This window comes from Lysinibacillus contaminans, assembly GCF_001278945.1.
Taxonomy (GTDB): Bacteria; Bacillota; Bacilli; order Bacillales_A; family Planococcaceae; genus Lysinibacillus; species Lysinibacillus contaminans.
In genome coordinates this window covers 504,541-517,302 of sequence record NZ_LGRV01000007.1, presented here as the reverse complement: position 1 = coordinate 517,302, position 12,762 = coordinate 504,541, and the positions used below count along the sequence as shown (strand labels likewise).

18 protein-coding genes are annotated in these 12,762 nt (G+C 37.1%); 4 read left to right on the top strand and 14 right to left on the bottom strand.

Annotated features, from left to right (window positions below; genetic code table 11):
- Window positions 1–221 precede the first annotated feature (221 nt).
- The 3 genes from AEA09_RS18615 to AEA09_RS18605 form a co-directional block, all read right to left on the bottom strand.
- Window positions 222–1,040 (bottom strand): thermonuclease family protein, encoded by an 819-nt coding sequence (locus tag AEA09_RS18615; RefSeq protein WP_053585448.1) that lies wholly within the window; start codon window positions 1,038–1,040, stop codon window positions 222–224.
- Between the two features lie 556 nt (window positions 1,041–1,596).
- Complete coding sequence (locus AEA09_RS18610) at window positions 1,597–1,788, bottom strand: hypothetical protein (RefSeq protein ID WP_053585447.1); 192 nt, start codon at window positions 1,786–1,788, stop codon at window positions 1,597–1,599.
- 325 nt (window positions 1,789–2,113) lie between these two features.
- Entirely contained in the window at window positions 2,114–2,695 is a 582-nt protein-coding gene (locus AEA09_RS18605; RefSeq protein WP_053585446.1) for a phosphatidylglycerophosphatase A family protein, read from the bottom strand.
- Between the two features lie 126 nt (window positions 2,696–2,821).
- Between AEA09_RS18605 and AEA09_RS18600 the strand changes: the two genes are divergently transcribed.
- The 3 genes from AEA09_RS18600 (at window position 2,822) to AEA09_RS18590 (ending at window position 4,572) form a co-directional block, all read left to right on the top strand.
- Window positions 2,822–3,541 (top strand): alpha/beta hydrolase, encoded by a 720-nt coding sequence (locus AEA09_RS18600; RefSeq protein WP_053585445.1) that lies wholly within the window; start codon window positions 2,822–2,824, stop codon window positions 3,539–3,541.
- Window positions 3,542–3,624: 83 nt separating this feature from the next.
- On the top strand, window positions 3,625–4,140 hold the full coding sequence (locus AEA09_RS18595) for a 2'-5' RNA ligase family protein (RefSeq protein ID WP_053585444.1): 516 nt from the start codon (window positions 3,625–3,627) through the stop codon (window positions 4,138–4,140).
- A 3-nt stretch (window positions 4,141–4,143) separates the two neighbouring features.
- Complete coding sequence (locus AEA09_RS18590) at window positions 4,144–4,572, top strand: GNAT family N-acetyltransferase (RefSeq protein WP_053585443.1); 429 nt, start codon at window positions 4,144–4,146, stop codon at window positions 4,570–4,572.
- 49 nt (window positions 4,573–4,621) lie between these two features.
- Here the strand turns inward: AEA09_RS18590 and AEA09_RS18585 are convergent, their stop codons facing one another.
- The 6 genes from AEA09_RS18585 to AEA09_RS18560 form a co-directional block, all read right to left on the bottom strand.
- Complete coding sequence (locus tag AEA09_RS18585) at window positions 4,622–4,870, bottom strand: stage VI sporulation protein F (protein ID WP_053585442.1); 249 nt, start codon at window positions 4,868–4,870, stop codon at window positions 4,622–4,624.
- An 11-nt stretch (window positions 4,871–4,881) separates the two neighbouring features.
- Window positions 4,882–5,061: a YjcZ family sporulation protein gene (locus AEA09_RS18580; RefSeq protein ID WP_053585441.1), complete on the bottom strand. Its 180-nt coding sequence runs from the start codon at window positions 5,059–5,061 to the stop codon at window positions 4,882–4,884.
- Window positions 5,062–5,126: 65 nt separating this feature from the next.
- Window positions 5,127–5,492, bottom strand: coding sequence for a stage V sporulation protein AE (spoVAE, locus tag AEA09_RS18575; protein WP_053585440.1), 366 nt, complete (start codon window positions 5,490–5,492; stop codon window positions 5,127–5,129).
- A gap of 10 nt (window positions 5,493–5,502) precedes the next feature.
- On the bottom strand, window positions 5,503–6,498 hold the full coding sequence (locus AEA09_RS18570; RefSeq protein WP_053585439.1) for a stage V sporulation protein AD: 996 nt from the start codon (window positions 6,496–6,498) through the stop codon (window positions 5,503–5,505).
- On the bottom strand, window positions 6,492–6,947 hold the full coding sequence (gene spoVAC, locus AEA09_RS18565; RefSeq protein ID WP_053585438.1) for a stage V sporulation protein AC: 456 nt from the start codon (window positions 6,945–6,947) through the stop codon (window positions 6,492–6,494). Before spoVAC ends, AEA09_RS18570 begins: the two co-directional genes overlap by 7 nt.
- A complete protein-coding gene (locus AEA09_RS18560) occupies window positions 6,947–7,351 on the bottom strand; it encodes a YhcN/YlaJ family sporulation lipoprotein (RefSeq protein WP_053585437.1) in 405 nt (134 codons plus the stop codon). The genes spoVAC and AEA09_RS18560 overlap by 1 nt, the downstream gene beginning before the upstream one ends.
- A gap of 137 nt (window positions 7,352–7,488) precedes the next feature.
- Between AEA09_RS18560 and AEA09_RS18555 the strand changes: the two genes are divergently transcribed.
- Window positions 7,489–8,001 carry a CotY/CotZ family spore coat protein gene (locus AEA09_RS18555; RefSeq protein WP_053585436.1) on the top strand — a complete coding sequence of 171 codons (513 nt, stop codon included), beginning with the start codon at window positions 7,489–7,491 and terminating at the stop codon, window positions 7,999–8,001.
- Window positions 8,002–8,216: 215 nt separating this feature from the next.
- Here AEA09_RS18555 and AEA09_RS18550 read toward each other — a convergent pair whose 3' ends face one another.
- From AEA09_RS18550 to yjbM, 5 genes are all read right to left on the bottom strand, one after another.
- On the bottom strand, window positions 8,217–8,612 hold the full coding sequence (locus tag AEA09_RS18550) for a hypothetical protein (protein WP_053585435.1): 396 nt from the start codon (window positions 8,610–8,612) through the stop codon (window positions 8,217–8,219).
- Window positions 8,613–8,663: 51 nt separating this feature from the next.
- Window positions 8,664–10,040, bottom strand: coding sequence for a magnesium transporter (mgtE, locus tag AEA09_RS18545; protein WP_053585434.1), 1,377 nt, complete (start codon window positions 10,038–10,040; stop codon window positions 8,664–8,666).
- A gap of 355 nt (window positions 10,041–10,395) precedes the next feature.
- The gene (locus AEA09_RS18540; protein WP_053585433.1) at window positions 10,396–11,295 is read right to left on the bottom strand and encodes an RluA family pseudouridine synthase; all 900 of its coding nucleotides are present in this window, start codon (window positions 11,293–11,295) and stop codon (window positions 10,396–10,398) included.
- 1 nt (window position 11,296) lies between these two features.
- Window positions 11,297–12,091 carry an NAD kinase gene (locus AEA09_RS18535; RefSeq protein ID WP_053585432.1) on the bottom strand — a complete coding sequence of 265 codons (795 nt, stop codon included), beginning with the start codon at window positions 12,089–12,091 and terminating at the stop codon, window positions 11,297–11,299.
- Window positions 12,088–12,759: a GTP diphosphokinase gene (gene yjbM / locus AEA09_RS18530; RefSeq protein WP_053585431.1), complete on the bottom strand. Its 672-nt coding sequence runs from the start codon at window positions 12,757–12,759 to the stop codon at window positions 12,088–12,090. The genes AEA09_RS18535 and yjbM overlap by 4 nt, the downstream gene beginning before the upstream one ends.
- Window positions 12,760–12,762 lie beyond the last annotated feature (3 nt).

The following is a 12,762-nucleotide window of genomic DNA, read 5'->3' as shown; positions in this document are numbered from 1 at the left end:
TGTGACCACATTTCATTTGAACCAGGAACGTTTCGCACCCACTAATGCACCCATTAGCCATCAATGTCGTATAAAATCAACGCTACACCACAGAAAATGAAAGATTATTACATTCTCTCATGGGAGTTGAATAGCAACAACCTTTTCGAAAACAGCTTATATAAAAAACGAACAAGAACATGCGCTCTTGTTCGTTTTTATAATTCAAAATATATTAAAATCTATTGCTTAGCTGGAATAAACCCAGCTGCCTCTGCTTCTTCTTTAGTACAGAACATTTCTTCTGCTACTGTATTTTCATAATCACGCTGACCAGGCGTATGATAGATTTTATTACCCTTTGAATTGATATTACCTTTAATTACACAACTGTTATTATCGTTAGCAGTATTAGATTTGTCATTTTCCGTACTAGACGCATCATTACTTTCTTTTGTAGCAGCATAATAAACCTCTTTGTCATAGCCACGATTCGTTACATAATCTTCAACTGACCAAATACCTGTTGCTGAATTTTGTGCAGTTTTTTGAATTGAATTGAACCAATCTACATGCTTCGTATTTGGCTCATAAATATAAGCGACACGTGCTAATCCGTTTTTCAATAATTGCTCTTGAATACTGATACCATCTTTCGTGTAAACATAAGCTAATAATCTTTTATATTTATCACGATAAGAAACGTCAAATTCTAAATAGACCGAATCTTGACCGGCTAATAGTTGCTTAGCAAACTCTTTAGCTTCTGGTCCATATGGTTGCTCCCCTAACGTCTCATGATTAGTTTCAGGGGTATCTACAAGAAGCAGACGAACCTTTTCTGAGCTACCATTATATTTTATTCTTATTGTGTCGCCGTCAATTATATCTTGTAATTCATACTCTTCAAACTTACTCACGTCGTATTTTTCAGCATTTTCTTTTGTTGAAGATACGAGACTTTCTATATTTTCAGTCTCAATAATATTCGTACTAGTTTCTCCCGTACATGCACTCAAAACCAGTGCAGAAAAGACTAAAGCAAAAAAGATTTTTTTCAAATGAATACCCTACTTTCTAATTTACACCTTTTCATAAAACTAAAAATCCTCAGTTAAATAAAACTGAAGATCTTAAATTTATTTGAATATCAAATATAATACAAAAGCAAAAATAACTGTTCCACTCGTAATTAATGTCTTAATATCTTTTTCCTTCATTTTCAGTACCTCTCTCCTAGTTAGCATTTATTACTGGACTAATAAAATCTATTATCAATAAAGTTCTCTAATATCACAATTAATTTGATTGATTTTCTTTTAAAGAATTTCTCTTTAATTGAATTAGCGTTTTCAATTAAAAAATCTTCAGTTTCAAAAACCGAAGATCCTAATAAATATAATATTAAGTGATATTTGTTCATCATTACTATGTCCGTTATTATTTTACACCAGTTATTATGTACATATTTTTATGAATAAAATCCAATCAGATATAGGGAAATTCTATAACTAATAAATTTTTAACATGTACATACTTATTTTTATATTTCGTTCGTAATCATTGTTAAATCAATATTTCTTTAAATTAATGTGTACATAATTTTTGTGTACAGTTTTATAGTGATAACCCGTCATAGGCTTTCCTATAGTCACCAGGAAAACGTTCATTGCCTGTTCTCTCTTCAACGTTCGCAATAGAAATAATACTTTGCTGATTGGAGATCGTAATTTCATTTTCTTCCGTAGGTGTTCTACCAAAAATCATATACAGCGCAACAGCCAGAATAACCGTTCCGCTTGTTATCAATGTTTTTATATCTTACATTTTCATATGACTTGTCCCTCATAAACTTTAGCATTTACTACAATAATAGTACCATAATATCTCTTAATTTATCAATTTCACCTCGGCTTAATTGTATAGGTCCCTTTGTTTTTACGCAAAAAAACATCTATGACACGAGCCTGAATTCCACTAATTTTTCAACTTTTGGCATCCCTGAATAAATTACTATACAGGCTTTCATCCTGACACTTAAAGAAATTGGGACTTATCCTTAATTTTGATAAAAATAAAACTGTCTACTCAGTATTGTAATATACTCAGCAGACAGCATCTTATCGATATAATCTTAAATTTCATTATGGGGTTTCTGTTTTGGTCCAAGTTCCTCTGGCTCAATATCCGCAAACGTTACTCCTTCTTCTTCTAAATCGCGCATACGATGTGCGATACGAGAAGCAGCAGAAGCAGCAATACTTGCAACTAAATCATCTAAGAATGTATTTACATGAAGACCTGGCTCTGTATCAAGTTTCTTAATGATACCTATTTTTTGTTTGTCTAAATGACCGAAAGTTGTTACTGCAATGCTACCGTATGTAAAAACAGATCCAAGTGCAATCGTTTCATCTACACCAAATAGCCCTTCGTCAGATTCAATAATTTGTTGAAGTGGAGCAGATAATAATTTTTTCTCTGCTAGTTCATCTAATTCAATTCCTACTAGAACCGCATGTTGTACTTCACGTTTACGCAGTACACGCTCAACAGAATGAACACAATGCTCTAGTGTTAATCCATCATTATAAGGATTTTGCATTTCATAAACAATTTCAGCAATATCTTCTTTTGTTACACCACGACGAAGTAATGCAGCTTTGGTAGCTTTAGCAACTTCATCAGAATGCACGCGAATGCTTTTATCATGCATAACTAAACCTCATTCCTATTTTTATTGCTAGTGAATTTCTAGCGGTCAAACGTCAAAACTTATTATACCCTGACTTTTGTAATATGATACAATTTTGTTACATATCATTATGAAGGAGTGTCATCGTTGGACAAGGGTACTGTACAGGATTTAAAGTTTTATAGTGAAGCATTGCAGGAGACATTAGATTTATATATTTACATACCTGCTAACTATTCTCCACTATATAAATATAATATTTTAATCGCATCAGATGGCAAGGATTACTTTCAATTAGGCGGAATTACAAAACTTGCAGATGAACTAATTGATGACTACGAAATCGAAAATTTAATTATCGCATTTGTACCATATAAAGATATTAAGGATCGCCGTCATAAATATATACCGAGCGGCGAACAGCATGAAGCTTATTTACGCTTTTTAGCACATGAACTTGTTCCATATTTAGACCGAGAATATTCAACATATCAGATGGGAATGGGCCGTGGGGTAATTGGTGACTCTTTGGCTGCAACCGCTTCCTTAATGGCTGCACTAAAGTATCCAAATATTTTCGGTAAGGTAATTTTACAATCCCCCTATGTGGATGAAGACGTGCTAAAAGCGGTAGAGCAATTTAAAAACCCTGCTGATATTTCGATTTATCACATTATTGGTAAAGATGAAAACAAAGTCATTACAATGGATAAAACGATTAAAGACTTTTTAACGCCGAATCGTAAGCTTCACAACTTGATGCTTAGTAAAGGTTTCTCTACATTTTATGATGAATTTGATGGTAATCATACATGGAAATATTGGAAACCTGATTTAAGACGCGCGTTAATTGAAAATTTCAATTAATAATGGTCGATTCAAATTACGTGTAACGTAATTTCTGATATACTTAAATAGAAAAACTGTTTATTTTCGGGAGGTAATGGACTATGAAGTACGGTATTGTTGCGTTTCCATCAAAAAAACTGCAAGACTTGGCAAATACGTATCGCAAGCGTTATGACCCGCATTTTGCACTGATTACACCGCATATGACGTTAAAGGACAGTTTTGATGCAAGTGACGATGATATTAAAAAGATTGTTCAACAATTAGATGAGCTCACGTCAAAACATGCACCACTGAAAATCCATGCGTCACGCATTAGTTCGTTTTTCCCAGCAACAAATGCAATTTATTTCCGCATTGAGCTAACGGAGCAATTAGCATTATTCCATAAAGAGATAAGTGAAAAAATCCCTTTTGGATCGGAAAAACATACTTACGTTCCACATATTACAATTGCTCAAAAAATGACAGATTCTGAACACGACGACATCTTCGCCCAATTGCGTATGATCGGTGTTGACGAGCAAGATATCATTGATCGGATTCACCTGGTGTACCAATTGGAAGACGGTTCATGGACAACATACGAAACGTTCCGATTGACTGGAGCTGAATGACCTTTGTATTTAGTAAAGGTTGTTGATACAAAAAAAGAACATGATGATGCTTTTGCTGTTCGTACAAAAGTTTTTGTAGAAGAACAGGGCATCCCTCTCCATCTAGAATATGATGAGTACGATGCAATGGCGACGCATTTTATAATGTATGAAGGGAAAAAAGCCGTTGGTGCTGCTCGCCTTCGTATTATAGAAGACAATATTGCTAAAATTGAACGAGTAAGTATTTTACAATCACAGCGTGGCAAAAAACTAGGTGCCCTAATCATGAAAGAAATAGAGAAATACGCCATTACCATCCAAATAAAAAAATTAATACTGCATGCACAAAGCTACGCAATTCCTTTTTATGAAAAGCTCGGCTATAATGTAACGTCGCCAGAATTTATGGATGCTGATATTCCGCATCGTGCAATGGAGAAATTAATTTAACAAAAAAGGTGTTACGAAGATGCTTTTGCATCAACGTAACACCTTTTAATTATTTCATCATTTTTGTGATTTTATCTAAATCTAATGAATCGCCATCTTGTAAAATAGAATTCACTATTTTATCTTCAAGCTCCTTGCTTATATCTCTATTCGAAATTTTACCAACTCGACGCACGATTTTTCTTACCTGTTTTTCATTTTTAAAATCCGCATGTTGTATAGCATTTGCTAGTGCGAAAATTTCTTCCATCGATACACCAGTTTTTTTTTCGATTGAATTAAAAAATGAGCGTTGCATATCCTCCCTCCTTAATATACGAAAGTAGCACCGACAATAATAAGTAAAATAAATAGCACAACGATTAATACAAATGTTGAACCGTAGCCAGTATTATTGTAATTGCCTCCGCAATAGTTATTGTTCCAGCTGTTAGTACCACCAACATTTCCACCGTATTGTTGTGAACCCCAACCTTGATATCCTCCCATAAAAGTACCCCTCCCTTCTTTAACCTATAATATGAACAGGCAAAGAATTGAGAGGGGCTATTCGTCTAATCAACATTTCCTTTTGGTTTGAAAAATAATGCACCGATAAAGCCAAAAACAATTGCTGCACTAATACCTGAACTTGTAACTTCAAACATTCCAGAAAGCACGCCAACTAATCCGTGCTTTTCAGCCTCTGCCATTGCTCCGTGTGTTAAGGCATTGCCGAATGATGTAATCGGAACTGTTGCACCGGCACCTGCGAAATGTATGAGTGGTTCATACAAGCCCATACCATCTAAAACGGCTCCTGCAACGACTAAAAAACTTAATGTATGTGCAGGTGTTAGATTTCCTACATCCATTAATAACTGACCAATTACACAAATAATGCCCCCAACAATAAATGCGAATACAAATGACATCATCATAACTCTTACCTCATTTCATTGTAATTTCAATTGCATGTGCTGTACATGGAATGGTCTCTCCTTGTTGATAAGACAGAGGCGAAAGCAATGCACCCGTTGCAACAAGCAACACCCTTTTATAGCGCCCTGCCCGCATCATTTGGTCTATATAGCTGTAGAAGACAGCGGCCGAACATCCAGCACCACTTGCCCCTGATTGAAAAGCCTCATCTTGTCCATAGAACTCTGTACCAGCATCTCGTATAAGAGTTAGCTCCTCTTGTTTCACTCCACTTTCAGCGAACATTCCTTTTAACAGCTTTAAACCAAGCTGTCCTAAATCACCAGTTAGTATCAAATCATAATTGTAAAACTTCTGTTTTCTTTTCTCTAAATGTGATTGAATCGTCTGAAAAGCGGCTGGAGCCATTGCTGCCCCCATATGAAATGGATCATCCATACCAAAATCAATTACTTTTCCAATAGTTGCTGCTTCAATACTTGGTAAATTATCATTATGCTTGCCAATTAGCGCAAAACCAGCAGCTGTTACTGTCCATTGCGCTGTCGCCGGCTTCTGCGCTCCGTAATTAACCGGATATCGAAATTGCCGTTCAACCGCATTATGTTGGCTGGAAGCGCCCGCTATCGAGAAATTCGACGCACCAAGCTCTGTTAAAAGGCTTGCAATAATAACGGAAGAAACCGAAGTAGCACATGCTGAAAATAAGCCAATAAAAGAGATAGCTAACTCTCGTGCCGCAAAATTTGTTGGTGTCATTTGATTGATCAAATCGCCACCTAAAAAGAAGTCGACTTCTAAATTTTTAACGCCCGCTTTCTTCATTGCAATTTCGCAGGCTTCTTGAATCATTTTTCGGTGACCCTGCTCATTCGTTTTCATTTGCCAGCGTTCATCCTCCGAAATCGCATCAAAATATTGACTAAATGTACTACGTTTTTCGAGTGGGCCTGCGACAACACCTCCCGCTAATATAGAGGGCTTTGTTTGAAAAATAATTACCATGAGACCACTCCTAACGTCACGAGAATATACTTAATGAGGGCGACGAAAAATGCCGAGACAACACCGAATAACACAACTGATCCTGCTAATTTAAATAAATTTCCTCCAACGCCAAGTACATAACCTTCTGATTTATGTTCAATAGCGGCTGAAATCACTGCATTTCCAAATCCTGTGACAGGCACCGCAGAACCTGCACCTCCAAATTGGCCAATCTTTTTATATAGTCCTAGCCCTGTCAAGATCATTGCAAAAAACACCATTGTTGCCACAGTTGGATTACCAGCCGTTTGTTCCGTAAAATTAAAAAAAGTCATATAAAAAAGAGAGACAGCCTGTCCGATTGTGCAAATAATTCCACCCACAAAAAATGCCTTCACTATATTTTTTAAGTATGGTGGCTTAGGTGTCACCTGTTGTTCTAATTGTTGATATTGCTCTTTTTCCATTAGGCTTCCTCCTTTGCGAGTTTCTTCAATTCCTTTATTTTGTCGCTAATTTCCTCATCTTCAAGCCCATCTTTTTTCACTTTATTAGCCTCATAGTAAATTTTATAGTCGGCTGAGACGAACACTTCTTTATCTGGATACAGCTCATCAAATTTCTTTTGAAGTTTCTTTTCTAACTTAGCCTTCTTCCACTTATCCCAAGGTTTAATCTGCACAGTAACGAGCATTTTATCATCATGCTGAATAACTGTTGTTTTTTCAACGTAATCTTCTTCTTTTAATACGGCTTTTAATTCTTCCTCATTTTGTGGCGAACCATATACAATGAATTTTTCTTTATCCGTACAACCACTAATAATAGAAATACTTAATAATAGAAGTAGTACTGTTTGTAATTTCTTCACACGCTCACCCTCCTTTTCTTCACAGTTTCACCATACATAAAAAAAACTATTCATTCGTCCATATACGCAAAAGCCCGATTCCCGATTTGAAAAACACATATTGTAGAAGTAGTAACAAGGAGAGGTGGTGAAAAAAAATGGGTTGTGGTAAAACAACAAACCCTAATGGGTCAAGAAATTCAGGTTGCGTTTGTGACGTAGTTCGTGCCATTCTTGACATTCAAAATCAAGCCGTACGTGATGAGTGTTCACCATGTACAGCTAACTGTTTCTTAGAGCCACTTGGTGGGATAATGAGTCCGTCTCGAAATCATGCAGATACTCGTGTATTTATGTTGCTCACAAATGATGGCTCTCCGTTCAAAGCATTCTTTAAAACAAAACACGGAGAATCAGATTTTTGTACTTCAGTATTTTTCAGAGTAGAGGATATGTTTGATGATTGCTGCGCTACTCTACGTGTTTTAGAACCAGAGGATCATCATCACAAAACTGTGGATTTATTAGGCGATGATGGTTGCTGTATCGATATGGGCAAACTCTGCGACGTTAAACATTGGCAGTCTACAGAAAGTTGCATTACGGTCGATTTATCTTGCTTCTGCGCAGTACAATGTATCGCAGACGTTGATTTAAATATTTGTAATTAATCACTTTCTCCTTTGACACACTACAAAAAACAAAAAGAAAAACGTACAGCATCTTCTGCTGTACGCTTTTTTTATCATGAAAGAAATTATAGTTTTTCTAGTTGTAGATAAACTAGGGCATAGTTGTAGAATAGGTAAAAGTTCTACTTCCTCGAGGTCAAGGTCTGCTCCATCAGGCAAAAGTAGTGGATGACAGAGCACTTTAACGTTTGTTCTCATATTGGCAATTTTTTTCCTCGCCATAAGATTTGTTGAACATCTTCAATATGAATAGTTTCCTGTGTTTGTAATTCTACAGAAGTAAGCAATAATGAATCATTCTGTACATCTGATGCAGTTCCCGCTAACTTTCTTCCATCTTTTAAACATACTAATAATGGTTGATACACTCTTTGTCGAAATGGCTTCTCTAAAAATTGTAGCTGTTTCAGTAAATACTCATTTATTGGCTCATCACTCTGTTCATGTATTTGCACATTTTTCGACTCATTTACATAACTGTCTTTTACAAATACAGATGTACTTTCTTCCATATCATCCTCTTCTAATGACTTAGGAATATCTAAATAATAAGACGGTGATTTAATAAATAATAGAGGCTCATGCTCCACAATTTTCACTCCCTTTTTCCCTACGATATGCAAAAGAGAGAATTATGGTGCTCAACCTATTTGGCTAAGAAATATAGTTGCCAAGCCTAAATAAATTAAAATACTCGTAATATCGTTTAATGTCGTAATAAAAGGGCCAGATGCTACAGCAGGGTCAATTTTCAAACGGTGCATAAGTAATGGAATGAATGAGCCCGCAAGTGTTGCCACTAAAATAGAACCACAGATAGCAGCACCTACAAGCATGCCAAGAATAAGCTCATGTTTCCAAACATAAACAATGCCAATCACTATGATGCCACACACAATACCTGTCATTAGGCCAGTGCCCGCTTCGCGAATGAGTAACTTAACCTTGCTATGCTCTTCGACATCCCCCGTTGCAAGCCCACGAATGGCTACGGCTAGCGCCTGTGTACCACTATTTCCTGAAGTACCTGAAATGAGTGGTATAAATACTGCAAGTAATGCCACTTTATCTAGCGTATCCTCAAATTGCCCCATTAAATTCGCTGTAAGCATTCCTAAAAACAATAAAATCACGAGCCACGGCAAACGTTTTTTAGCTGCTTGCCACGGACTTGTATCAAATGTATCCATATCGGAAATACCCGCTAATTTTGAGTAGTCCTCCGATGCCTCGTCGTCAATAACGTCGATAATATCATCGACCGTTATAATCCCTAGTAATTCACCTGTGTTATCGATTACTGGTGTTGCCAAGAAGTTATAGTCTTTCATAATTTGTGCGACTTCTTCTTGGTCATCGCCCGCATGGACCATAACAACACGTTCATTCATAATTGAACGAATGAGCGTATCCTCATCGGCAATAATTAAATCACGTAATGAAATAACACCTGTTAGACGATGTTTTTCATCGACCACGAAAATATAATAAATTGTTTCAGCATTGGGTGCTTCCTTACGTAAAATCGCCATTGCTGAGCGCACTGTAGAATTTTCTGGAATGGCAACATATTCCGTCGTCATAATCGAACCTGCAGTGTACTCAGCATAACTTAACAGCTCATTAATTTCGTCAGCTGTTTCAACGTCCATCATTTCTAAATAACTTTCACGTTGTTCTGTATCTAATTCATTTAAAACATCAGCAGCATCATCGGCATACATTTGTGATAACATTTCTGCCCCATAAGCTGTATCCATCTCATTTAAAAATTCTTTATACTCACTATCGTCTATTTCAATTGCCTCGAAAATGTCAGCCATTTCTGTTGGAGACAAGAACGTATAGATTATTTTCCTTATGTCAGGCTCCACCTTTTCATAAAACGTTGCCTGATCATATGGATGGAGCTCTAAAAACTCATTGCGAAATGCGTCAATATCATGTGCTACGAGCATCTCTCGTAAATGTGCCTCGTCGAATTGTACTTCATCCTTTTCATTTCTTTCCTCTATCATGCTTGTCCCCTCCTTCCGAGCATTAAATTAAAATTTACGTACTACCGCGTAAATCTACCTTTTATATAATAGTGCGCACCTACTGTTTCTGCAAACTCTTTTTATTTTCATTCAGCAAATATTCTCTGCGCGAAAGCGACGAAGCAGCTAAAGGCTCGCCCCCTGGAAAGCGTCCACCTGCAACGGAAATCAACAGGTTCTTTGAACAAACTCTCATAAAAGTTCACATAAAATTAATCGACATAATTGATTAGACACACCTTTTACTTTACTATACCCTACACTCGTCTAATTTTCCGTTAAAACACTATTGAAAACAATAAAGAGATGCTCGGTTTACACGAACATCTCTCCTTCAATTGTTTAATAAACGTTGCATATCATCCATTAACGGACTTGAAAATTGTAAATATTCACCACTTAATGGATGAAGCATTTGCAAAGATACACAGTGTAGTGCTTGTCGATTGATGTACATCCGGCTACCGCCATATAATTCATCCCCAACAAGTGAATGCCCTAGATGTACCATATGTACACGAATTTGATGTGTGCGCCCTGTATATAGCTTCAAGCGAACATGTGACATTGGCTCACCTTGAATGTTAAAACGACTAAGTACCTTGACATCAGTATGTGCAAATTGTCCATCTTCCCGAACCTCTCGCTCAATTATACTCGTTTCCTTACGTCCGATAGGTGCAATGATCGATTGTTTATCCAAAACAACATGTCCATGAACAATTGCTTCATATTCCCGAGAAATTTCTCCGCCGCGCTGTGCGAGTCCTGTTAAATGATGAATATGTGCATGCTTGGCAATACAAAGTAATCCCGATGTATCACGATCTAGTCTTGTCACCACATGAACAGTCGAAGCTAAACCTTGCTGCTCAAAATAGCCACATACATTATTTGCAATACTTTGTGTTGGATGCTCACGTGAAGGGATCGTGCTTTGATGAGCTGGCTTATCAAGCACTAAAATCGCTTCATCCTCGTATATAATACGAAGCAAGCCATATTCGACAACAAGTCCTTCACTTTTTTCTTCAGGTGGAAATTTGACTTCGACTATATCACCGATTTGTAATGGATGCCGCACATTTCGTTCCAGACCATTAACTGTCAGTAAACCACCTTCGAATTTAATAGCTGTTAAGGCACGCTTGGATATACGCCATTCACTTAATGCCTCACGTAGCAATTGCCCTTCTTTCGTTGCCGTAAATCGTAGTGTAAACCGTTGATCCATTTTACTCATTTGCTACGAAGGATTCATGCACGCGTTCCCAGAACGGGAATGGCCGGAAACGTGCAAAACGTACCTTTTCATTAGCTACATTAAAGGAAATAGATTTCACATTTTTTTCTGTTACTTGAAGATGGTCGACAGTCATAGTAAAGTTTTGATCGTTTACTGGTCGTAGCACACAGTGATGATGTGCAGGCAAGATAAGTGGCGATCCAACTGTTCGAAACACACGGTTATTGATCGAAGCTATTTCCGTTATTTGCAATGCAGCTAAAGTTGGGTGAATAATGGCACCACCAAGTGCTTTGTTATATGCAGTACTGCCAGATGGCGTTGATACACAAAGTCCATCACCGCGGAAGCGTTCGAACTGATTGCCGTTTAATTCAACATCCATTACAAGCGTTACATCTGGCGATTTTACAGTTGCTTCGTTTAAAGCGAGATACGTATTGGATTCGGTATTATGATGCTCTACCTTTACTTCTAATAGTGGGTATTCCACAACATTAAAGTCTTTTTTTGCAATCGACAAAACAAGCTTTTCCAATTCCGAAGGCTTCCAGTCCGCATAAAACCCTAAATGCCCGGTATGAATACCAACAAAGGCAACTTGGTCAAGGAGATGTAAATAGCGGTGGAAGGCATGTAGTAACGTACCATCTCCTCCTATCGATACGACGATTTCTGGACATTCTTCATCATATGTTAACCCAAAATCCTGTAAATACGTTTTTGCTAGCTCCATTAATTCGTTCGATTGTTCATCTCTACGTGATTGAATGGAAAATTTCATTGTGCGTCACGCTCCTTCTCTGATAATAAATTAGGATTCGAGGCTTCTTTAAATTCATTGAAATACGCTTGCGCTTCCTGGATTTCACTGCGAATTGAAGACATTTCTTCATCTAAACGAAAGGCTGCCTCTGCTGCACTTTGCAGACGATTTTTAATCTCTTCTGGGAACATCCCTTTATATTTATAGTTTAATGAATGCTCAATTGACGCCCAGAAATTCATTGCTAATGTACGAATTTGAATTTCTGCTAGTACCATCTTTTTACCTTGAATCGTTTCAACTGGGTATTCCACAATCATATGATGCGAACGGTAACCACTCGGCTTGCTATGTGTAATATAGTCACGTTCTTCAACGACACGCATATCTTTTCGTTGCCTTATTAGCTCAGAAACTGTGGCAATATCATCCACAAATTGGCACATAATACGTAAGCCCGCAATATCTCCAAGTTCGTCACCTAATTGCTTTGAAGGCTCAAACGCTAAACCCTTTTCTAATGTTTTATCGTAAATGCTTGCAAGCGGCTTTACTCGACCTGTAACAAATTCAATTGGTGAGTTTGCATTGACAATGCCAAATTGCGAACGCATTCCTTTTAATTTTATTTTTAATTCATCCACAGCTTGTTTGTATGGACTTAAAAAAATCTCCCATTGTCCCATCGT